Origin of the sequence: Chryseobacterium oryzae, assembly GCF_022811665.1 — a bacterium.
In the GTDB taxonomy this organism is placed as follows: domain Bacteria; phylum Bacteroidota; class Bacteroidia; order Flavobacteriales; family Weeksellaceae; genus Chryseobacterium; species Chryseobacterium oryzae.
Genome location: NZ_CP094529.1, coordinates 1,344,146 through 1,364,756, shown reverse-complemented (window position 1 = coordinate 1,364,756; position 20,611 = coordinate 1,344,146). Strand labels below are relative to the sequence as shown.

The following is a 20,611-nucleotide window of genomic DNA, read 5'->3' as shown; positions in this document are numbered from 1 at the left end:
CCTATTTTTCATTAATACTAACTAAGGTTTAGGTTGCTTCCATTCGAAAGATTTCTCTAACATCATTTCTCGTATGTTAGGAACTGCATATTTTACACCTTTAGGTAAAGCTGCTATAGATTCATTCATATGTTCTTGTAAAACTTCATTTTCAAGCTCAACCATTTTTTTAAATGGTATTGCTAAATTCAAATCATCTTTTGAGAAAAATTTTAAAACTTTATTTGGAAATTCTTCTTCAGAATTCAATATAATTTTTTTTGCATATCCTCTTATAAAATTTTCGCTATCTACAAATTCAAGAATTGCACCAGGCAGACCTTTAAGTTTCCAAGGAAATACTCTAATAGGTAAATCCTTAGAAAACCATACTTTATAATCTCTGCCTCTGAATTGCGTTGTTGCTGCAAAAACTTTATATCCCAAAATTTGTTTTGTTTCAGAAGTTATTTTCCAATCTAAATCCTTAATTTTTTCTACAGCTAATTTAGAAGTTACATTATTCGTTTTTGGTAAGAGATAAATTCTTTGAAAAAAATTTTCTTCGTTTAAATTGTAATTAAAAATATAAAATTGATTAACGGAAGAAAAGTTACTGTCTTTCAAACTCTTGTAAGTAGCGTTTGCATCATTTGAAAAAAAGAAGAAAGAATTATCTTGACTGCCTATAATGAATGCGTTTAAATTATCCATATTAGCAAAACTATAATCATATTCAATTATTATTTTTGATTGCGATTTTATAATAGCAATAACTAAAATAAATATTATCGTAAATATTTTTTTCATTCTGAATAAAATGAATTTAATGCATTCAATGTATTTTAAATTTAAAGAAAATCTACATAAAGTTTCTTAATACTCCCATTCGAAAATAGATTCAATTTGGGCATTTCTTAAAGGTTGTTTTACTAATGTAGTTCCGGTAGGCATACTAGATAATTGTTCACTGCTCAAACTTTGTATAAATTCATTCTCTTTTTCTATATATTCCTTGAATGGTATAATACTACCCTTCTTTTCATTAATATAATCAATAATTCCTTGCGGAACAGTTAAATTACTATTAGTCAGAATTCTTCTAGCTGTATATTTATATTCATCTTTATCGGTATAAGCCTCCAAAACCAAACCCGGCAATCCTCCAATTTTCCAGGGACCTAATTGAGATGCAATTTGTGGACTATACCAAGCAATCCAATTTCTACCTCTAAAAGTACCTTCAGCTTTATAGCATTTATAACCTAGAATTTCTTTACTTTCATTTTTCAAGCTCCAAATAATTTTAGGTAAATTATCTTCTGTTAAGTATCTTTTAGAACCCGTCATATAACCCGTAAAGAGCAGTTTGTTATCGGAAATGTGGTCTATTATACTACCAATACGGCTTTTTTTAAAATCGTTTTCGATATTTTCAAATTTAAGCTCAGTTCCTGCAGTACCATACAAAAAGAAAATATTATGATTTTCGTTTAAAAATAAATAATTATTACTGGCTTCTTCTTCGTATTGACCAGGAAAATAATTATATTCTACAACAATCGATTTGTTTTGCCCTATTACATAAGAAAATAGAACCACAAAAAGAGTAAGCAAAAATTTCTTCATAACCGAATTATTATAAGCCATTATTTAAAGTATAATTATTGGTGAATTTAGTATTTGCATTTCTTACAACAGTTGTAATAAAAAATGAACAGGAAAACTTCTTGAGAAGATCTATAGAATCAATTTTGCAGTTTAGTATCTTTTTAACAAACAGACTTTGTGGCTTTGCGGTTTTATCAATTGCTGATGTATTACCCGCAAAATTCACTGTTAAAAACAATAGTGAAATATTTTTTTTCATTGCATTAAATTTTGAAATTAAAATTTATTTGTGTTTAAATATTTTTGATATACTTCCAAACGTTATTAAGCAGAAAATATTATATAAGTGCTTAAACGCATTTAAAGAAGTAGACTTGTCTTTGTTTTGTGATAAAATAATTATTATATGAATATCAAATATTTAAAATATTTCCTATCTGGAATTCACTTTAAATCAATAAAAAAGATTTTAATACATAAATAGGATATTTCATTAAAATATTTCCGGAGATTTTTCCCATTCAAACTGAACTTCTAAGTCATTTTCTCTTAAAATAGGATTTTGCATTTCAGTTCCTAGTGGTAATTCAGCAAGTATTTTATTAAACCAATCTCTTTTTTGTATATTCTCTTTTTTAATATATTCTTCAAAAGAAATTAAGTTTTTTTTCTTCTCTTCAATATAATCCAAAAATATTTTATTTAATATAGCCTGAGTATTAAGAGTAATTTTTTTAACAATAAAACTGTAAGCAGTACTAGAATCCTCAGCTTCTAAAATTAATCCAGGTAATCCGTGGAGCTTCCAGGGACCATAACTTACCGGAATTTCTTTAGTAAACCATGCATTCCAACTTCTTCCTCTAAAAATTGCCGTAGCAAATAAACAGTCATATCCTAATATTTTTTTCTTTTTAGTAGGATTTATTGTCCATTTAATTTCCGGAATAGTATCTGTTGTAAGTATTTTTTTGGGAGGAACCTTATATCCTAAAAAGAAATAATCTTTACTGTTATTATTGATAAAAAAATACGTAAGTAATTCAGCTTTAAAATTAGAATTATTAATATCTTCAAATTTTATTTTTTCATTTGCCTTACCGTACTGAAAATATATGCTTTTATCTTGATCAAAGTAAAGAAAATCACTATCCTCCTCCACAGAAGTCTTTAAATCATGTATATAAGAATATTCTATAATATTATTAATATTGTCTTGGCAAAAATATCTTGAAGTGTAAAATATTAATATAAAAAGTAGTCTAAATTTCATTTGTGTTATTTGTGCTTTATATAATTTTATAAATTTAAAATTTCTTCTTTAATTTTCTTTGTCAAAGATTTAAATACCAAATCATACGATTGATCAATCATTTTCAAAAGTAAATCTCTTTTTAAACCATCTACAGAAACCGAATTCCAATGTATTTTGTTCATGTGATACGCTCCGGTAATTTGCGGGTGTTGTTCACGAAGTTCTAGGCTCCATTCGGGATCTGTTTTTACATTAATGCTTAAAGGCTGTCTCTCTAATGACATTAATAGGAACATTTTTGTTCCAACTTTCAAAACCAAAGTTTCATTATCAAACGGAAAACTTTCTGTAACTCCTTTTTTTGAAAGACAGTATTCTAAAATTTCGTTGGCATCCATTTAGTATGAGTTTTAATATAAATATGCGTGTGAATAATGATGTAAATTAAATTTATACTGACAATTATTTCAAAATTAGTAAATTTAGAAAAAGAATACACATTTTATACTATAATAGACAATGAAAGCTCTCGTAATTGGTGCTACAGGCGCCACAGGAAAAGAACTGGTTCAGCAGTTATTGCTCGATCAGGATTTCAGTGAAGTAATAGTGTTTGTAAGAAAACCGCTCACGATATATAATGATAAACTAACAACTCATGTGGTAAATTTTCAAAATCCTGAAGAATGGAAAAATCTTGTCGTTGGCGATGTAGCATTTTCATGTTTGGGTACAACATTAAAAGATGCGGGAAGCAAAGAAGCACAGCGAAAAGTAGATTATGATTATCAGCTTGAATTTGCGAAAGCAGCAAAAGAAAATAATGTATCAGATTATGTTTTAGTTTCTGCTTATGGTGCAAATACTCAATCTAAAATATTTTATTCTAAAATGAAAGGTGAACTGGAAGTTGCGGTTAAAAATCTTCATTTTGATAAGATTACCATTTTCAAACCGGGAATGTTAGAGAGAAAAGACTCGGAGAGAACTGGAGAAGTCTTAGGAAGCAGAATAATAAAGTTTGCCAATAAACTCGGACTTTTCGAAAGCCAAAAACCATTACCGACTTCTGTACTTGCAAAAGCTATGATTAATGCTTCAAAAATTAAAAGCAATGGATATTCCACTGTTGAACTTGCTAATATTTTTAGTTTTGCAGAAAAAAGTATTTAAGGTTGATTTTAATCTTTAAAGGGCAATAAAAACAAAATCCGTCTGCAAAATTAGATTAGCAGACGGATTTAAATGTTTTATAAATACTTATTACTTTGCAGATGACTGTAATGCAGCCTCTTTAGCTTTCATTTCCGCAACTTTAGTTGGGTTTTTTGTAATAATGTAAATTTGCTTTAACACTGTTACAGCATCAATATTTGAAGGTTCAACCTGATACCAGCTTTCTGCATAAGGAAGTGCTTTTGCAAATCTTTCTTTTCTTGCTTCGATAAACTGCGTTGCTTTATCTGCATTGGTTTTTCTTAAAGCGTTAATTTCATCAACAGCCTTAGAATCGTCACCAATAATAGCATAAACCAAATTTTGATGTGCTGCAGAAAAATTTGGTTTTAATTTTATAGCTTTCGAAAAAGATTCTATAGCTTCTGCTTGTGTAGACTCATTCTTAGATTGTAAAACTCCCAAGTTATACCAGTTTGTAGGATCATTAGGATTTTTTGCTAGCTGTTCTTTTAAGTTCGTTAAAAACTGATCTGTTTTCCCAGTTGCATACAATGCTGTTCCCTGATATTCTTTTAATTTGGTATTATTAGGATATTTAGACAATCCCTTTTCAATTATGGCTAAAGCTTCATCATTTTTCTTAACATTCAGTAACAAATTAGATAAAGTCTCATAAATTTCAGGTTCTACACTTTTAGTTTGTTCAACTTTATATTCTGTATAATCTTTAGAACCCATTTTTTTAAGAGCCTCCCAAATATCTTTATTTAAAGCGACAACCTGTCCTGATTTAGCTTCTTTTGCTGTATACTGTGTCTGAACACCAGTAAATCCAGAATTTAACAAATCACTATAAATATTTATTGCTTCATTTAGGTTGTTAGCCATAGCATGACTTGCACCTGCATAGTACATATATATTTTTTCATCATTGCCGTTTGCTTTCAAAAGATTATAGAGTTCAATAAACTTGGGTGCAGCAACCGCATAATTTTTATCATTATAGGCATCATAAGCAATTTTGCTAGACTGTTCTATTTTTGCGTTAAGCTCTTTAGGATCTTGTTTTTGTGCGAAAGCAAGAGCCGAAAGCGTAATTGCCACACTTAAAATTAACTTTTTCATAGGTAACTTTTTAATTGTATTAATTATTCTTCAGAACCTGAATGATCATCATTATCTGAAGCTTCTTGATCTAAATTTTCTTGATTTGAAATATTTTCATTGGATAATTCAGCTTCTGAAGCTGTCTCTTCATTTATTTCATCTTCTGCGACTTCTTTATCCATTTCAACTTTGGCGATAGCAGCGATTTCATCATTCTTTTTAAGATTAATCATTCTAACACCCTGAGTATTTCTACCCATTACACGCATTTCATCCATTCCCATTCTGATGGCAACTCCGGATTTGTTGATAATCATCAATCCATCTTCATCGGTCACATTTTGAATCGCAATTAGATTACCTGTTTTTTCGGTAATATTAAGGGTAATAACTCCTTTTCCACCTCTGTTGGTAATTCTATAATCTTCTACTGCTGTTCTCTTACCGTAACCTTTTTCAGATACCACAAGAACGGTTTCGTGCTCTACATCATTTACAACAATCATTCCAATTACTTCATCGTCATCCTCCATAGAAATCCCACGAACTCCGATACTTCCTCTACCTACTTCTCTTACCTTTTCTTCTGGGAATCTGATACATTTACCATTCTTGGTTGCAATCATAATCTGAGATTCTCCATTGGTAAGATATGCACTCAACAATTGGTCGTTTTCTCTAATTTCAATGGCATTAATACCATTTACTCTCGGTCTGGAATAAGCTTCTAATGAAGTTTTTTTGATGGTTCCGTTTTTGGTAATCATCACCACACTCATCTGATTAACGTATTCTGAATCTTTCAGATCATTGGTTCTGATGTACGCTTTAATTTTATCATCCGGTTCAATATTAATTAAATTCTGAACCGCTCTTCCTTTTGCTGTTTTAGATCCTTCAGGAATTTCAAAAACTCTCAACCAATAACATTTTCCTTTTTCGGTAAAGAAAAGCATGTATTGATGATTGGTTGCAGATACTATATATTCTAGGAAGTCGGAATCTCTTGTAGTAGCAGCTTTATTACCAACGCCTCCTCTACTTTGAATTTTGTACTCTGAAAGCAATGTTCGCTTAATATATCCTGCATGAGAAATGGTAAGAACAACCGCTTCATTTGGTATAATATCTTCAATAGACATTTCTCCACCAGAATAATCTATTTCTGTTCTTCTTTCGTCACCATATTTTTCCTTGATTTCTAACAATTCATCTTTAATGATCTGGAATCTTCTTGGTTCGTTTGCCAAAATATCTTCTAAATCTTTAATCTCCTTCATAATTGCTTCATATTCATCTCGAATTTTATCAAGCTCCATTCCTGTAAGACGGGCAAGACGTAAATCTAGAATTGCCTGAGCTTGAATTTCGGATAAATCGAAAGCTTCAATTAAACCTTCTTTTGCAGCTTGAGGATTGGCAGAATGACGAATAATAGAAATCGCTTTGTCTAAAGAATCCTGAGATCCGATTACCTTCATGAAACCTTCTAGAATATGTGCTCTTTCTTTTGCTTTTCTAAGCTCAAATTCAGTTCTTCTTACAATAATTTCGTGTCTGTGCTCTACGAAATGATGAATAATATCTTTTAAATTAAGCTGCTCTGGTCTGCCATGTACCAAAGCGATATTGTTCACACTGAAAGAAGTTTGTAAAGAAGTATATTTATAAAGTAAATTTAAAACAACATTAGGAATAGCGTCATTCTTCAGTTCATAAACGATACGCAAACCATTTCTGTCAGATTCGTCCCTAATTTCGAAAATACCCGGGATTTTTTCTTCTTTAACGAGTTCTGCAGTTCTTGCAATCATTTCAGCTTTGTTTACCTGATAAGGAACTTCTGATACGATAATTGCATTTCTGTTTCCTATTTCTTCAAAGCCTACTTTTGCTCTAAGCACAATTCTGCCTCTTCCTGTATGGAATGCATCTCTTACACCATCGTAACCGTAAATAATACCTCCCGTAGGAAAATCCGGAGCAATAATGTGCTGCATCAACTCATCAATAGTAATTTCTCTATTATCAATATATGCACAGATAGCATTTATAGATTCAGAAAGATTGTGTGGAGCCATGTTGGTTGCCATACCTACTGCAATACCCGAAGTACCATTTACCAATAAATTAGGAATTTTTGTAGGCATTACGGTTGGTTCCTGCAAACTGTCGTCGAAGTTGTTCTGGAAATCAACTGTTTCTTTATCTAAATCTGATAAAATTTCATCAGAGATTTTTTTAAGTCTTGCTTCTGTGTAACGCATTGCTGCAGGTGGATCTCCATCCATAGACCCGAAGTTACCCTGCCCATCAACCTGAGGATAACGCAAACTCCACGGCTGAGCCATTCTCACCATTGCATCATAAACTGAAGAGTCACCATGAGGGTGATATTTACCCAAAACATCTCCTACAATTCTGGCAGACTTTAAGTATTTTCTGTTTGAAAAAACTCCCAAACCATACATACCGTAAAGTACTCTTCTGTGTACAGGCTTCAACCCGTCTCTTACATCTGGTAATGCTCTCGAAACAATAACCGACATCGAATAATCGATGTAAGATGATTTCATTTCATCAACAATGTTGATAGGAATTAATCTTTCTCCTTCTTTTTGCATATATAAGTTTTATTACAATGATAATCAGACTTTTAAAAAAATGTCTGAAAACAATTAATTTTCAAATTTTAATAACGTGCTAAGTTACAAAAATTTTAACGATTTTTGTCTGATAATTTTAGTCAAAATATCTTAAAAATATTAAAATATGAGTGTACTGAGTATAACTTTTCATTGTATAAAAACCAATATTACAGCATGGGAAGAATTTGTAAATGAAAGTTTGATTTTGATGACCGAAAATCTCATGGATGTAGACCAGTATATCCTTTCTGAAGTACAAAGCGATTATATTGATGAAGGGAAAAACTACAATCTTCTCCTGCTTTTTTCAGATGACGAAAAGCGGGAAGAGTTTAATAAAAGCGAGTTATTAAATATTATAGAAATAATAGAAAATAAATTTGCAGACCAAATTATGATATTCAATACTTCTTTGAATCCTATTACAAAAAGAATATAACAATGAAAGCCCTTTCAACAAAGGGCTTTCACTTTTTTTAAACTTGATCTTTTGAGGAATTAATTATCACTTTTTTGTTCAAAAGATCAGGTGTTTTTTCGGTTTTGTTTTCTAAACTTCCGTGTCTCGGATGAGGAGGTTTCGGAGGCTCTGGCGGTCTTGGTGGTGGGTGACAAGCTGCTAATGCAAATGTTATACAGAAAACAACTAAAAATTTGATTGAATTTTTCATATTTTGTTTGTTTGATTTCCAGCAATAAATCAATATAAATGCCAAAATATCAACTTTAGATGAATGTTATTCAAATTTAAAAAATAGAAAATTTAATGTTTGTTATCTAAACGCCTACTGTTTCACTTCTTTTTTCAAGCATTACCAAATCTTTCCACTCGTTGTTTAAAATTCCAACTTTTTTTCTGGTTCCTAAGGTTCGGAAACCATTTTTTTGATGAAATTTTATTGAAGCTTCATTTTCTGGGAAAATATTAGACTGAAGGGTCCAAAATCCATGATTTTCACTGTCAATAATGAGTTTTTTAAGAAGGATTGTTCCTAAACCTTTACCTAAATAGTTTTGATCGAAATAAATACTCACTTCAGCTACTCCACGAAAACAAGCTCTTTTGCTAACGGGTTTTAAAGCACACCACCCAATTACAAAATTGTTTTCATTCTCCAAAACCCATCTGCATTCATTAAAAAAACTACTGTTCCATGCTTCGGAACTTGGTAATTCTGTATCGAAAGTAGCGATACCGGAATCTATTCCCTGTTGAAAAATTTCTAAAACTCTTTTTTCATCATCCGGCAACATTTCTCTTATTTCGTAATTCATTTTTACTGATATTTTCTTTTGTATTTTCTTTTAATTCTGGAATAATGAGTTTGTTTATCGTGTTCATCTTCAGAAACAATACTTACATTTCCATCTACTTCAAGAATTGCCAATTTAACGTTTTTTAGAGATTCTATACCATGTTCGCGAATGGATTCATTTAACTCATCAATGGTAATTTTTACTTTTCTTAATGCAGTAGCATCAGCAACTCCATCTTTCACAAGGATTACAGGATCTTCTTCTAAAAATTTTGCAACAGATCTGTTAGAAAACATTAATCTTTTAAGAATGAAATTGGCGATAAATAAGACCAGAGCAGCTACAATCCCACCTTCTAGCGAAGTATTTTCTCCCACCATTGCATTTTGTACCGCATTAGAAATAAGAAGAAGTAGTACCACATCTCCCGCATTAAGCTGCGAAAGCTGGTTTTTACCAAAAAGACGTATCGCAAATATCATGAAAAGATACACGCAAAGTGAACGGAATACAATATTTAGTATAGACTCCAATATAATTATTTTAAATTCAAATGTAAATAATATATACCAACAAAAAAACTGCTTTTTCAAGCAGTTTGGCAAATATTTAAAAAAGGAATTAAACTATCTGTTGTTGATGTCTAATTTCACTGGCATTACATACGAAGAAGCAATCATGTTCTGGCTGAGTTTATCTGGATCTATTCTGTATTGAAGGTGAGACAATACATTTTCGATTTCTTTACTCACATTTTTGCATTCTCCTTTAGATCTAACATTTACAATTTTTCCATTTTCGGCAATATCGAATTTTACTTCGCTATTTACAATTCCTTCTTTGTAATCTGAATTGGTAAAATCGAAATTCTGAACGAGAAGATTTCTTATTTCTGCGAAAGGATCATTTTTATTGATTAAAACCTCTTCAATGGTGTTATTGTTGGTAGATTGAGCTTTTACGTTATTCATTATTCCGGCAAATCCGCAAATAATGATAGATGATACTAAGATTTGAATTTTATTTTTCATAAAGCTTATGTTTATTGTTAATTATATATCACTTTTAGGTAATAGTTTTTAATAATGTACAGGTTTTTAATTAAAACTGTCAAAACACTATTTTCCAAAACCATGAATCAAAGATATATAAAATAATTCATATTAAATTTATATTCAGTTAACATTTGGTTAACATTGGATGTTATTTATTTGATATTCAAATACTTATTTTTTAATGTAAAATTAATAAAAATATATAAAAATAATTTTTTTAGATGAAAAAAGTATAAATTCAATCATTTCCTGCATTAAATATTAGTTTCAATATACTTAAATTTAATACTTCATTAAAATATAAAACCTTAAGAAGTAAATATTTTCCTAAAAAAGAGAGATTCGTAAACTTTTTTTTTCAGCATTGTGAAAAAATCTTATTTTTAGAAAAATTAAATTTCATGTCTTACTATCCGCTCACAAGCATTCCGGATTATTTCGGAATTGATGCTTTACTAACCGAAGAACACAAGCTTATCCGCCAGTCTGTAAGAGATTGGGTAGAAAGTTTTGTGATGCCAAAAATTGATGAAGCAGCTCAAAATCATACAGATTTACCAAATCTCATGAAAGAATTGGGGAAAATAGGTGCTCTTGGCCCTTATATTCCGGAAGAATATGGAGGAGCAGGTTTAGATCAAATTTCTTACGGATTAATTATGCAGGAGTTGGAAAGAGGAGATTCTGCCGTACGTTCTGCTGCTTCTGTACAGAGTTCTTTGGTGATGTTTCCTATTCATGAATTCGGTTCTGAAGAACAGAAAAGAAAATATCTTCCACAACTTGCATCGGGAGAAATGATTGGTTCTTTTGGTCTTACAGAACCTAATCACGGATCAGATCCCGGATCTATGGAAACTTATTTTAAAGATATGGGAGACCATTATCTTCTGAATGGGGCTAAAATGTGGATTACCAATGCACCGCTGTGCAATATTGCTGTAGTTTGGGCTAAAAATGAAGAAGGAAAAGTTCAGGGACTCATCGTGGAAAGAGGAATGGAGGGTTTTACGACTCCCGAAACGCACAATAAATGGAGTTTGAGAGCTTCTAAAACCGGTGAATTGGTATTTAATAACGTTAAAGTTCCTAAAGAAAATCTTCTTCCGGGAGTTACGGGATTAAAAGGTCCTTTATCGTGTTTAAATTCTGCTAGATATGGCATTTCCTGGGGGGTAATTGGTGCTGCAATCGACTGTTATTGCACTGCGGTACAATATTCTAAAGAAAGAAAGCAATTTGGAAAACCCATCGGATCTTTTCAGCTACAACAGAAAAAACTTGCCGAATTTTTAACTGAAATTACCAAAGCGCAATTACTTTGTTTACAATTGGGTACGTTAAAAAACAATCATAAAGCTACTCCTGCTCAGATTTCTATGGCAAAAAGGAATAATGTGAGAATGGCAATCGATATTGCAAGAGAATCCCGACAAATTTTGGGCGGAATGGGTATTATGGGAGAATTTCCAATGATGCGTCATGCAGCCAATTTAGAATCTGTAATCACTTACGAAGGAACTCATGATGTACACCTTCTGATTACTGGTCTTGACATTACAGGCTTTAATGCTTTCTAAATAAAAATAAAGTCCGTTTCAAATATTAAGAAACGGACTTTTTTATTGTAAAAATTCAGTAAATAAATTATCGAATTTTTAATTTTTTAATTTTTTAATTTTTTAATTATAACTGTAAGTTTTAATGTTTTCAACAAAACTAATATCAGGATTCAAAATCTCAAGAATAATATTTTTAATGGAAACCATTGCATTGTCTAGATTTCCCTGAGCAAATTCTAACGAGACAACTCCTTTTTTAGCATCTGCAAAACTCCATATTCCTGTTTCGATGGGATAACCCCAAAATTCTGGTAAACTCTGCACTACAAACTGATAAAGACAAAGCTGCATTGCTTGTTTTCTATCGCTGTTCTGAAAGTAATCTTCCTGATTGAGTTCGTCTATTTTTACAGTAAGATTTTTTGTTTTTGCAGTTTTGTAATCTATAATTCTTATGGTACCGTTCAGCTTGTCTATTCTGTCGATAAAACCATAGAAAGAAACTTTATCCGATTGGTCTTCATTCAGATAAAAATTTACATTTTCGAAACGTTTTTCAATATCAATAATTTCAAGTGTATTACCCGATTTTAAGAGTTCTAAATCATAATTCAGAATATTGGCAATTACTTTTTTTGCAATTGCTTTGTGAATGAAATTCATTCCTTTATCATAAAATTCCGGCTGATGTTTTAGTTTCTCAATGCCTAAATCTATAAAATCATCTATTTGTTGAATTGAATCCTGTAAATCTTTAATTTTTAAAACTTTACCTTTTAATACTTCATAAATTTCTTGAAGGGTATAATGAACCAGATTTCCATAATTTCTTATGGATAATTCTTCTTCAATTTCATCGGTTTCGGATGTATTAAGAACTTTAGAGAGATAGAAATCTATTGGATTGTAGAGATAGCTTGTAAGATGCGAAGCAGAAACTTTTTCTTTCCATTTCAAAAGCTGCTGTTGTACAATTTCTGTTTTATTAATTTCAACAGGATTATTGATGATTGGTTCTGAAGAATTTTCAACAATAATATGTTCGATATGATGATTGCTCTCCATTTCCATCTGAGTAATAAATCTACTCTTTTCACCTGTATTAACGCCGGAACTTAGTGCATTAAAAAGTAAATGTACATTTTTAGCATCTTGTATCAGCCGATAAAAATGGTATGCATAAATACTGTCGTTTTCTAAGAAAGTATGCAGATCAAAATGCTTTCTTATATCAAAAGGAATATAAGTATTCTGAGAATTTCCTAAAGGTAATTTCCCTTCATTTACAGATAAAAGAATCACATTTTCGAAATTAAGCAAACGGGTTTCCAAAAGCCCCATTAACTGTAAGCCTTTCAAAGGTTCACCAATAAAATCTATACTTTCTGAATTAATATGCTGATTGATAAGTATTTCTAATGTTTCCATTTTAATCTCGAATCCATAAGGCGAAATTTGATTTCTGATTAAGCGGAAAGCATTTTCAAAATGGGAAATATTTTCATATTGAATATCATCAAGCGGTAACCATTTGATTTTCTGACAGAAAGTAATTAATTCATCCAAAAAATGATATTCAGATTCGGCTTTCTGTAAAAGATTGAAATATGAGAGATTTCCCAGTAATTCCGTTAAAAGTTTCTGTGAGATATAGACAATGTTTCTCTCTTCAATCTTAGATTTGAAAGAAGTGATGATAAGATCGTCCTGCTCAGATTTTGGTAGTTCTTCGAGTATCGGGAAGAGATCTCTGTAATAATAAGAAGTTTTATTTTTCTCCAGTTGCTTCTGAAGGTAAAAAAGTTGCTTAACGGCATTAGAAAATGAGAGATTTTTAAGCGGAAACCCCATTGTAATATTAAGATTTTCCACATTTTGCATCACATCTAAAGTTGCCGGAAGAAGATTTTCGTCCAATAACACGACTGCGGTATTGGTGTATGTATTATTGTTGATATTACTAAAAATTTCAGGTAAAATTTTGGTCTGCGTTACATTTCCTGAAACTTCATAGACTTTAATATTCTTAGGTTGGTTGAAATCATCTTCAATCCACTGAAAACTTCGACTGTCATTAAATTCTTTCCATAATTTGTGATTTCTCAGGAATTTTCCGGCTTCCTGTCTTTCATCATCAAAATAATAATGATCTGCCTGAAAAAAACACTGTGCTTTATTCCACTGCAAAAGATTTCTTACCAGTTTTTCTTCTACCGGGGTAAATGCATTGAAACCGCAGAAAATAAAAGTATCGGTATTCTTTTCAGCAAAATTTTCTATTTTGTTTTTTGCCGTTTCATGAATCATTCCCGGACTTGCCCAGTTTTTCTCGTGCAGTTTCTTTTTTAATTCAGGGAGAAAAATGTTCATGTTTCGCCAGAAATTCAGAAACTTTTTTCTCGGAACTTCATCTTCTCCTAAATCCTGAGCCCATTCTTTAATACGTTCTTCATCGAACATATACTGCAAAACAGCTTCATCACTTTCAGAAAACTTCAGAATATCGTCCCAGTCTTTCTGTAAGGTAGGAAACCATTTAAGAAATTCCGAAAAATCATCATTCGGGATAAGATTCAGACTTTTATACACTTCAAATGCAAAAAGCCAAAGCGAAATACCATCTATAACCTGTTGATTTACAATTTTTGTTATTAATTCCTCAATAGTATAAAAATCAGGAAGAAATCCCGAATATTGTCTGTCTTCCAAGATTTGTCGGATAAAAACAATAGGTCTTTTTCCCGGAAGAACGATGTTAAACTGCGATAAATCTTTATTTTGAGAGAGTAATTCGTCTATAATTTTATTTAAAAATTTCACAGCTTTTGGTAATTATTTAGTTTCTCTAAATCTTCCGAAATTTTCCCGTTGTATTCAGACTGTTTTTCCTTATTCATACCGTGTTTTGTTTCACGGTCGTATTCAGCCTGATAATTTTTATATTCAGAAGATATTTTAGAATAAATTGAGTTGAAATACTTTTTGAAATCTGCTGTATTCTTTATTTTTTCAGCTACTTCTTTGCGTAATTTTCTGGCATGAATTTCGGCGATGTCAAAATGTTTTTGTTCGTGGATCAGTACATAATCGTTGATTCTTTTATCATCTTTCCAAGATTTATCTTCATTAAAAATGGTCTGAATATCAACTTTTACAGGAACTTTGAGATTGCTGGAAGTAATTACCGAATATTCCCAACCACAATGGGTATAAGCAACAATATCTGGGTTTCCCAAATTATTTTTTTTGCTTTTAAAATTTTCCCAGATCAATTTTCTATCGGGTTTCCATTCAATCTTTTGAGAAAGTAAAAAATTGAAACCCAACATACAGAAAAGCAAAAAATACTTCATTAATTTACAACGATATTTTTAGTAATCCAAGTATTATTACCGCTCCAAAATCTAAAAGTATACACTCCTTTTTTTTGTGGACTGAAATTAATTTGACTAGGAATTACCACAGGTTTCTTTACACAATCTCCAGTTCTGAAATATTGATAAGCAGTGACATCTCGTTGAATATCACTTGCGTAAATATAATCATATCCATAAAACCCCTGACATTTTGAAGAATAAGTAGAATATGTCCTGATACTTTGTACTGAAAAAACAGACATCGTATCATTTACAACTTTTACACTATCAATTTTAACTTTATCTACAGATTCTATAGTATCGTAATTCTCGTCATCTTTACAGGAAATTGCAGTGAAACAAAAAGCTGAAATCAACAATAAAAAAGAAGATACGGTTTTCATGTCGGTAATGGGTTTTTATTAATTTATAAATATAAAATAAATATATTATTTGCTAAATTACGAATTAAAATTACCTTTTGATAGATAAACAACTTTTTTTGTATCAAAAAAATCTTCTTCAAAATAGTTTTTCAAATTAAAAATTTCGCATTTCAGCCCTGCAAGTTCTTCAGCCAAATCTCCACCTTTCAGATAGAGAACTCCGTTGTGTTTTGGGTTGAACTGTTCTTTTTCGAATTTACCTTTCAACCAACGCAAAAATTCCGGCATTTGGGTTACAGCTCTGCTCACCACAAAATGGAATTTATCTTTTACTTTTTCTGCTCTTCCATGTATAGGCTTTAGATTTTGTAATCCAATTCCTTCGCTTACTGCATTCACAACTGTAATTTTCTTACCGATAGAATCAATGAGTGTAAATTCTGTTTCTGGAAAAAGTATCGCCAAAGGAATCCCGGGAAACCCACCACCAGTTCCAATATCCAGAACTTTTGTTCCGGGTGCAAATTCCATTATTTTTGCAATTCCCAAAGAATGAAGAACATGCTTTTCGTATAATGAATCGGTATCTTTACGGGAGATTACATTAATTTTTTCATTCCATTCTTTATACAAATCCTCCAATTTAGTAAACTGTTCAATTTGTTTTTCAGAAAGATCAGGGAAATATTTTAGAATTATTTTTATCGACATAAAAAGGTTATAAAAGGCAAAAATAAGGTTTTTATTAGCGTAACTCCAATTATGGATAACAGTTTTAAAGCAAAATTTTAAATTTTGGAATCATTTAACTGTATCTGAAATTCTTCGAAATATTTAGCAAGATGAATTCCGTCTGCAAGACCGTGATGAGCTTCAATAGAAACAGGCATCATCTTCCTGTTATTTTTAATACTGAATTTACCAAAAGTAATTTTGGGAATACACTCTTTAGGATCAAAATTGGTTGGATGAAGTACATTTGTGAATGTGTTCCAAGGAATTGTAGTGTGTCTAATATGATTAAGAGGTAAAATATCATTACTAATTCCTAAACCTGAAGAATTTTGCACTCTTTGTATTTCATTCTGCAGATTTTCATTAAAAATTGTAAAATCAGGAGAATATTCAAAAAATGAAAATCCAAAAGTACCGTCTTCTCTGCCAATAGTACTTCCAACATGAACTTCATCAAACACAATTAATTTATCATCCACAATTCTTAATTTCAATTCTTCAATGGTGTGAATGGCAGCCATAGATTTATATAAATAAACAGCGAAAAAGGAATGGTTATTTTCTTTGGCTAAATTAAAGGCAACTGTACAGTCAACTTCCGTAGTAAATCCAAAATATGGGCTTTTCATAGAAGAAAAAAACTCAAAATGTTCCTTTCTGTTCCATTTTTCTATATCGATTATTTTCATTAATTCATTTTTTCCAAATTTCTGAATAATTATTGATTCTTATCTCTGTTTACAATATTTTGGTCAGTTTTTTGAATAATCAGAACTATTAATTATCACGCTTTTGAAACTCATTACTTTTACCAACAAAGGTATCTATTGTCCGCAAGGGAAATTTTATATTGATCCTTGGCGTCCGGTTGATTTGGCAATCATCACGCACGGACACGCTGACCACGCCCGCTGGGGGATGAAAAAATACCTTTGTCACCATTTTACCAAACCTATTTTGCACAAAAGAATCAGCGAGGATATCGAATGTCAAAATGTGGAATATGGTGAGATTGTTAATATCAATGGTGTCAAAGTATCCTTGCATCCGGCTGGGCATATTATTGGCTCTGCACAGATTAGGTTGGAGTATAAAGGCTATGTGAGCGTGGTTTCCGGCGATTATAAAGTTCAGGATGATGGTTTGAGTACACCTTTTGAAGTCGTGAAATGCAACGAATTTGTGACAGAAAGTACTTTTGGCCTCCCGATTTACAATTGGCTGGAAGTGGATGATCTAAACAAAAAAATGCAAAACTGGGTTTTAAGAAACATAGAAAACCAGAAAACGTCTGTTTTTATAGGCTATTCTTTAGGGAAAGCCCAGCGTATTATGAAAGCGGTTGAAGGCTTGGGAAAAATTAATGTGCATTACTCTATTGGAAAACTGAATCAGGCTTTTGAAGAAGTAGGAATTGTGCTTCCCGAGTATGAAATCCCGGATTTCAGGGAAAGTGTAAAGCATGTTGCAGGCGAAATTGTGATTGTACCGCCAGCTTTGCTAGATTCTAATGTCATAAAGAAAATCCCCAATCCTGCAACTGCGATCTGCTCCGGCTGGATGCAAGTTCGTGGGGCAAGACGCTGGCGCAGTGCCGATGCAGGTTTCCCAATGAGCGACCACGCCGACTGGAAAGGCCTTCTGCAAGCGATTAAAGCTACGGAAGCTGAAATTGTCCACGTGACGCACGGACAAACAGAAGTTTTCTCGAAATATCTGAACGAAATCGGAATTAAATCGGATGTTGTGGAAACACTTTACGGCGACGATGATGAGGAAGTTGAAGAAGAAAAAAAATTCTAAAAAATGAAGAATAAGCCAGTTGTAAAATATTTGAATTAATCATTGCAACAAGGTAAAAACGTTGAATCGCTCGCAGCCCGGCTTGAACGGAGCTCTTTTTGTGAGGAGGTACGACGAATAAAAAAGCGGGAGTGGAAGACGGATAAAGTTGCCCAAATAAAAAATGTCGATAAATGAAACATTTTGCTGAACTTATCAATGCGCTGGAAAGCACGAATAAAACGAATGCAAAAATAGATGCCATCGTTGATTATCTGGAGCGTGCGCCGGATGAAGACAAAGTGTGGTTTATCGCCTTGTTTACAGGAAAAAGACCAAAGCGCAATGTGAATACCAACTTTATGAAAGATTGGGCACTGGAAATTACCGGATTGCCTTTCTGGCTTTTTCAGGAAAGCTATTCTTCGGTGGGCGATTTGGGTGAAACGCTCTCGCTGATATTGCCGCCGCCTGTTGAACAAATCGATAAATCTTTGTCAGATTGGATGAAAGAAATTATTGGGCTGAAGAACAAAACAGAGGCAGAAAAGAAAGATTTTGTCCTAAAATCCTGGAACGGTTTGGACTATACCGAACGTTTGATTTTTAATAAATTACTGGGTGGCAGTTTTAGAATCGGCGTTTCCGACAAAACCTTGATCAATGCCCTGACCAAATTTTCCAATCAGGAATCCAGTGCTTTAACCCACAGTTTGATGGGGAAATGGGAACCGGAAACCACCTCTTTTCAATCGTTAATTTCGGCAGAACATATTAATCCGGACAATTCTAAACCCTATCCGTTTTGTCTGGCTTATCCCTTGGAAAAAGATTTGGATGATTTGGGAAAACCTAAAGAATGGCAAATCGAATACAAATGGGATGGCATCCGGGGACAGATTATCCGCAGAAATGACGAAGTTTTTATTTGGTCCCGAGGCGAAGAGCTGGTGACAGAGCAGTTTCCGGAAATCAAAGAGGTGGTGCAGAATATGAAAGGAAATTTCGTTCTGGATGGCGAAATACTCGCGGTGAAGGACCAGCGGGTTTTGAATTTTAATGAATTACAAAAGCGTCTTAACCGAAAAACTTTAACCAAAAAAATGTTGACTGACATTCCGATTCAGGTTTTTGTCTATGACTTGCTGGAGCTGGAAGGCAATGATTTGCGTGAAAAGCCCATATCGGCAAGACGTGCGATGCTGGAAGAATTATTACGTAATGAAACTCCTGAAAAGATTCAACTTTCCGAAGTTATTGAATTTGAAAACTGGGAAGATTTGGATCAAATCCGGGAAAATTCCAGAGCACTTAACAGCGAAGGTCTGATGCTGAAACAGAAAAATTCGCATTATCATTCGGGAAGAAAAAAAGGCGATTGGTGGAAATGGAAAATAGACCCGCTCACGATTGATGCGGTGCTGATCTACGCCCAAAAAGGAAGCGGACGCCGAAGTGCCTACTACACTGATTATACATTTGCGGTGAAAAACGAGGATAAACTGGTCACGATTGCCAAAGCCTACTCCGGCTTAACGGATAAAGAGATTATGGAAGTCAGCAAGTTTGTGAATAAAAATGCAATTGAGAAATTTGGTCCCGTCAGAACGGTAAAACCAGAATTGGTTTTCGAGATTGCTTTTGAAGGCATTGGATTTAGCAACCGCCATAAAAGCGGTGTTGCTCTACGTTTTCCCAGAATTGTGCGCTGGCGAAAAGATAAAAAAGTGGATGAGATTGATGATTTGGAGGAGATTAAGAAATTGATAAAGTAAAAAGACACTTTAAAAATATAAAGTGTCTTTTTAAGTAATTTGCTAGTTTTAATTAACAGGACATTTCCCAGCAAAAATAGGAACAATTCTGTTTTCTCCAGAAAAACTTGGAGGAGAACCTACACCACTTACATTAAACTGAGTATTAGGTGTATTACCTCCATAAGATTCTACATTTAATTTTATATAAAATGTATTCTTTTTATTAACAGTTACTTCAGTCCCTGTTGTGCCTGCAAGTTTATATTTATAATCGCAGTTAATAAGATAGATTTCCCCGTTTAAAAGTCCAGAAGAATTAGGACCTACAATATTTCCTGAAATTAAATAAGGAGGATCAAATGTTCCATTGTTATTATTATCATATAAGTTGGTATTCGTTTCACTTATACTCAATTGCCTCATCCTAAAATATGGTGAGGTATAATTTGTGCTCTTATTATCAATCAAAAGTCTAATCCAAAGGCCTTGCCCAGTAACTAAAGGTTGAGTGGTTGTAGTTCCGGATGTTGCAGTCGCTTTCATACTTATATAGATGGCCCATATACCTTCCGGAAGATCAAATGAAGCACCAGTATATGTTGCAGGTGTAATAAAACCACCACCACTATTACTAGTTCCCGATAAGGTAAATGGAGTTGGTGTATAATTTACTAGCACATTTTGGTATATTGCCGATGCATCTAAATTATAATTTTGCCACACTGCATTTCCATTAGCATCAGACACCAAAACTTGTTGTGCTATAGGAGCCGTTGTTGTTGTTTGAAATTTTACACTACCGTTTCCTGGGGTTGGACTATCAATTACTACCTTTGCGACTTCTGTATTACTTGGTATTGTATTAATTCCTATACTCTGTGAGAACGAAAAATAAGGTACGATAAAAGTTATAATCGAAAATATTGTTTTCTTCATAGTTTA

Annotated in this window: 22 protein-coding genes; 5 read left to right on the top strand and 17 right to left on the bottom strand. The window is 32.4% G+C overall.

What is annotated here, in order from left to right; genetic code table 11:
- Positions 1 to 21 precede the first annotated feature (21 nt).
- The 5 genes from MTP08_RS06300 to MTP08_RS06280 form a co-directional block, all read right to left on the bottom strand.
- On the bottom strand, positions 22 to 789 hold the full coding sequence (locus MTP08_RS06300; RefSeq protein WP_243577552.1) for a GLPGLI family protein: 768 nt from the start codon (positions 787 to 789) through the stop codon (positions 22 to 24).
- Positions 790 to 855: 66 nt separating this feature from the next.
- Positions 856 to 1,629 (bottom strand): GLPGLI family protein, encoded by a 774-nt coding sequence (locus MTP08_RS06295; protein ID WP_243577551.1) that lies wholly within the window; start codon positions 1,627 to 1,629, stop codon positions 856 to 858.
- Positions 1,619 to 1,849 carry a hypothetical protein gene (locus MTP08_RS06290; protein ID WP_243577550.1) on the bottom strand — a complete coding sequence of 77 codons (231 nt, stop codon included), beginning with the start codon at positions 1,847 to 1,849 and terminating at the stop codon, positions 1,619 to 1,621. Before MTP08_RS06290 ends, MTP08_RS06295 begins: the two co-directional genes overlap by 11 nt.
- A 234-nt stretch (positions 1,850 to 2,083) precedes the next feature.
- Positions 2,084 to 2,863: a GLPGLI family protein gene (locus MTP08_RS06285; protein ID WP_243577549.1), complete on the bottom strand. Its 780-nt coding sequence runs from the start codon at positions 2,861 to 2,863 to the stop codon at positions 2,084 to 2,086.
- A 26-nt stretch (positions 2,864 to 2,889) separates the two neighbouring features.
- Complete coding sequence (locus tag MTP08_RS06280) at positions 2,890 to 3,243, bottom strand: MmcQ/YjbR family DNA-binding protein (RefSeq protein ID WP_243577548.1); 354 nt, start codon at positions 3,241 to 3,243, stop codon at positions 2,890 to 2,892.
- 121 nt (positions 3,244 to 3,364) lie between these two features.
- Between MTP08_RS06280 and MTP08_RS06275 the strand changes: the two genes are divergently transcribed.
- Positions 3,365 to 4,018, top strand: coding sequence for an NAD(P)H-binding protein (locus MTP08_RS06275; RefSeq protein WP_243577547.1), 654 nt, complete (start codon positions 3,365 to 3,367; stop codon positions 4,016 to 4,018).
- Positions 4,019 to 4,108: 90 nt separating this feature from the next.
- Here MTP08_RS06275 and MTP08_RS06270 read toward each other — a convergent pair whose 3' ends face one another.
- Together MTP08_RS06270 and gyrA are read right to left on the bottom strand one after the other, a co-directional pair.
- Positions 4,109 to 5,149, bottom strand: a complete 1,041-nt coding sequence (locus tag MTP08_RS06270; protein ID WP_243577546.1) for a tetratricopeptide repeat protein — start codon at positions 5,147 to 5,149, stop codon at positions 4,109 to 4,111.
- A gap of 23 nt (positions 5,150 to 5,172) precedes the next feature.
- On the bottom strand, positions 5,173 to 7,755 hold the full coding sequence (gyrA, locus tag MTP08_RS06265) for a DNA gyrase subunit A (protein ID WP_243577545.1): 2,583 nt from the start codon (positions 7,753 to 7,755) through the stop codon (positions 5,173 to 5,175).
- A gap of 148 nt (positions 7,756 to 7,903) precedes the next feature.
- Between gyrA and MTP08_RS06260 the strand changes: the two genes are divergently transcribed.
- Positions 7,904 to 8,218, top strand: coding sequence for a DUF4286 family protein (locus tag MTP08_RS06260; RefSeq protein ID WP_243577544.1), 315 nt, complete (start codon positions 7,904 to 7,906; stop codon positions 8,216 to 8,218).
- Positions 8,219 to 8,255: 37 nt separating this feature from the next.
- Here the strand turns inward: MTP08_RS06260 and MTP08_RS06255 are convergent, their stop codons facing one another.
- The 4 genes from MTP08_RS06255 to MTP08_RS06240 all read right to left on the bottom strand — a co-directional run bounded on the left by MTP08_RS06255 (position 8,256) and on the right by MTP08_RS06240 (position 10,067).
- Positions 8,256 to 8,450: a hypothetical protein gene (locus MTP08_RS06255; RefSeq protein ID WP_243577543.1), complete on the bottom strand. Its 195-nt coding sequence runs from the start codon at positions 8,448 to 8,450 to the stop codon at positions 8,256 to 8,258.
- A gap of 106 nt (positions 8,451 to 8,556) precedes the next feature.
- A complete protein-coding gene (locus MTP08_RS06250) occupies positions 8,557 to 9,054 on the bottom strand; it encodes a GNAT family N-acetyltransferase (protein ID WP_243577542.1) in 498 nt (165 codons plus the stop codon).
- 2 nt (positions 9,055 to 9,056) lie between these two features.
- Positions 9,057 to 9,569, bottom strand: a complete 513-nt coding sequence (locus MTP08_RS06245; RefSeq protein ID WP_209389319.1) for a DUF421 domain-containing protein — start codon at positions 9,567 to 9,569, stop codon at positions 9,057 to 9,059.
- A gap of 93 nt (positions 9,570 to 9,662) precedes the next feature.
- A complete protein-coding gene (locus tag MTP08_RS06240; RefSeq protein ID WP_243577541.1) occupies positions 9,663 to 10,067 on the bottom strand; it encodes a hypothetical protein in 405 nt (134 codons plus the stop codon).
- A 425-nt stretch (positions 10,068 to 10,492) separates the two neighbouring features.
- On the opposite strand from MTP08_RS06240, the gene MTP08_RS06235 reads away from it, so the two are divergent.
- Positions 10,493 to 11,671 carry an acyl-CoA dehydrogenase family protein gene (locus MTP08_RS06235; RefSeq protein WP_243577540.1) on the top strand — a complete coding sequence of 393 codons (1,179 nt, stop codon included), beginning with the start codon at positions 10,493 to 10,495 and terminating at the stop codon, positions 11,669 to 11,671.
- 102 nt (positions 11,672 to 11,773) lie between these two features.
- Here the strand turns inward: MTP08_RS06235 and MTP08_RS06230 are convergent, their stop codons facing one another.
- From MTP08_RS06230 to MTP08_RS06210, 5 genes are all read right to left on the bottom strand, one after another.
- Entirely contained in the window at positions 11,774 to 14,473 is a 2,700-nt protein-coding gene (locus tag MTP08_RS06230) for a PD-(D/E)XK nuclease family protein (protein WP_243577539.1), read from the bottom strand.
- Positions 14,470 to 15,006 carry a DUF922 domain-containing protein gene (locus MTP08_RS06225; RefSeq protein ID WP_243577538.1) on the bottom strand — a complete coding sequence of 179 codons (537 nt, stop codon included), beginning with the start codon at positions 15,004 to 15,006 and terminating at the stop codon, positions 14,470 to 14,472. Before MTP08_RS06225 ends, MTP08_RS06230 begins: the two co-directional genes overlap by 4 nt.
- A complete protein-coding gene (locus tag MTP08_RS06220) occupies positions 15,006 to 15,413 on the bottom strand; it encodes a hypothetical protein (protein WP_243577537.1) in 408 nt (135 codons plus the stop codon). Before MTP08_RS06220 ends, MTP08_RS06225 begins: the two co-directional genes overlap by 1 nt.
- A 57-nt stretch (positions 15,414 to 15,470) precedes the next feature.
- On the bottom strand, positions 15,471 to 16,106 hold the full coding sequence (gene rsmG, locus MTP08_RS06215; protein ID WP_243577536.1) for a 16S rRNA (guanine(527)-N(7))-methyltransferase RsmG: 636 nt from the start codon (positions 16,104 to 16,106) through the stop codon (positions 15,471 to 15,473).
- A 77-nt stretch (positions 16,107 to 16,183) separates the two neighbouring features.
- Positions 16,184 to 16,819 (bottom strand): chloramphenicol acetyltransferase, encoded by a 636-nt coding sequence (locus MTP08_RS06210; RefSeq protein WP_243577535.1) that lies wholly within the window; start codon positions 16,817 to 16,819, stop codon positions 16,184 to 16,186.
- A gap of 103 nt (positions 16,820 to 16,922) precedes the next feature.
- Between MTP08_RS06210 and MTP08_RS06205 the strand changes: the two genes are divergently transcribed.
- Both MTP08_RS06205 and MTP08_RS06200 read left to right on the top strand, forming a co-directional pair.
- Positions 16,923 to 17,933, top strand: a complete 1,011-nt coding sequence (locus MTP08_RS06205; RefSeq protein ID WP_243577534.1) for a ligase-associated DNA damage response exonuclease — start codon at positions 16,923 to 16,925, stop codon at positions 17,931 to 17,933.
- Between the two features lie 173 nt (positions 17,934 to 18,106).
- Positions 18,107 to 19,687 carry an ATP-dependent DNA ligase gene (locus tag MTP08_RS06200; protein ID WP_243577533.1) on the top strand — a complete coding sequence of 527 codons (1,581 nt, stop codon included), beginning with the start codon at positions 18,107 to 18,109 and terminating at the stop codon, positions 19,685 to 19,687.
- Positions 19,688 to 19,735: 48 nt separating this feature from the next.
- Here the strand turns inward: MTP08_RS06200 and MTP08_RS06195 are convergent, their stop codons facing one another.
- Positions 19,736 to 20,605: a hypothetical protein gene (locus MTP08_RS06195; RefSeq protein ID WP_243577532.1), complete on the bottom strand. Its 870-nt coding sequence runs from the start codon at positions 20,603 to 20,605 to the stop codon at positions 19,736 to 19,738.
- Positions 20,606 to 20,611: the final 6 nt, after the last annotated feature.

Bases quoted from the DNA above. Each gene is read 5' to 3' on its own strand.
- MTP08_RS06300 (WP_243577552.1), bottom strand. From the start codon at position 789: ATGAAAAAAATATTTACGATAATATTTATTTTAGTTATTGCTATTATA.
- MTP08_RS06295 (WP_243577551.1), bottom strand. From the start codon at position 1,629: ATGGCTTATAATAATTCGGTTATGAAGAAATTTTTGCTTACTCTTTTT.
- MTP08_RS06290 (WP_243577550.1), bottom strand. From the start codon at position 1,849: ATGAAAAAAAATATTTCACTATTGTTTTTAACAGTGAATTTTGCGGGT.
- MTP08_RS06285 (WP_243577549.1), bottom strand. From the start codon at position 2,863: ATGAAATTTAGACTACTTTTTATATTAATATTTTACACTTCAAGATAT.
- MTP08_RS06280 (WP_243577548.1), bottom strand. From the start codon at position 3,243: ATGGATGCCAACGAAATTTTAGAATACTGTCTTTCAAAAAAAGGAGTT.
- MTP08_RS06275 (WP_243577547.1), top strand. From the start codon at position 3,365: ATGAAAGCTCTCGTAATTGGTGCTACAGGCGCCACAGGAAAAGAACTG.
- MTP08_RS06270 (WP_243577546.1), bottom strand. From the start codon at position 5,149: ATGAAAAAGTTAATTTTAAGTGTGGCAATTACGCTTTCGGCTCTTGCT.
- gyrA (WP_243577545.1), bottom strand. From the start codon at position 7,755: ATGCAAAAAGAAGGAGAAAGATTAATTCCTATCAACATTGTTGATGAA.
- MTP08_RS06260 (WP_243577544.1), top strand. From the start codon at position 7,904: ATGAGTGTACTGAGTATAACTTTTCATTGTATAAAAACCAATATTACA.
- MTP08_RS06255 (WP_243577543.1), bottom strand. From the start codon at position 8,450: ATGAAAAATTCAATCAAATTTTTAGTTGTTTTCTGTATAACATTTGCA.
- MTP08_RS06250 (WP_243577542.1), bottom strand. From the start codon at position 9,054: ATGAATTACGAAATAAGAGAAATGTTGCCGGATGATGAAAAAAGAGTT.
- MTP08_RS06240 (WP_243577541.1), bottom strand. From the start codon at position 10,067: ATGAAAAATAAAATTCAAATCTTAGTATCATCTATCATTATTTGCGGA.
- MTP08_RS06235 (WP_243577540.1), top strand. From the start codon at position 10,493: ATGTCTTACTATCCGCTCACAAGCATTCCGGATTATTTCGGAATTGAT.
- MTP08_RS06225 (WP_243577538.1), bottom strand. From the start codon at position 15,006: ATGAAGTATTTTTTGCTTTTCTGTATGTTGGGTTTCAATTTTTTACTT.
- MTP08_RS06220 (WP_243577537.1), bottom strand. From the start codon at position 15,413: ATGAAAACCGTATCTTCTTTTTTATTGTTGATTTCAGCTTTTTGTTTC.
- rsmG (WP_243577536.1), bottom strand. From the start codon at position 16,106: ATGTCGATAAAAATAATTCTAAAATATTTCCCTGATCTTTCTGAAAAA.
- MTP08_RS06210 (WP_243577535.1), bottom strand. From the start codon at position 16,819: ATGAAAATAATCGATATAGAAAAATGGAACAGAAAGGAACATTTTGAG.
- MTP08_RS06200 (WP_243577533.1), top strand. From the start codon at position 18,107: ATGAAACATTTTGCTGAACTTATCAATGCGCTGGAAAGCACGAATAAA.
- MTP08_RS06195 (WP_243577532.1), bottom strand. From the start codon at position 20,605: ATGAAGAAAACAATATTTTCGATTATAACTTTTATCGTACCTTATTTT.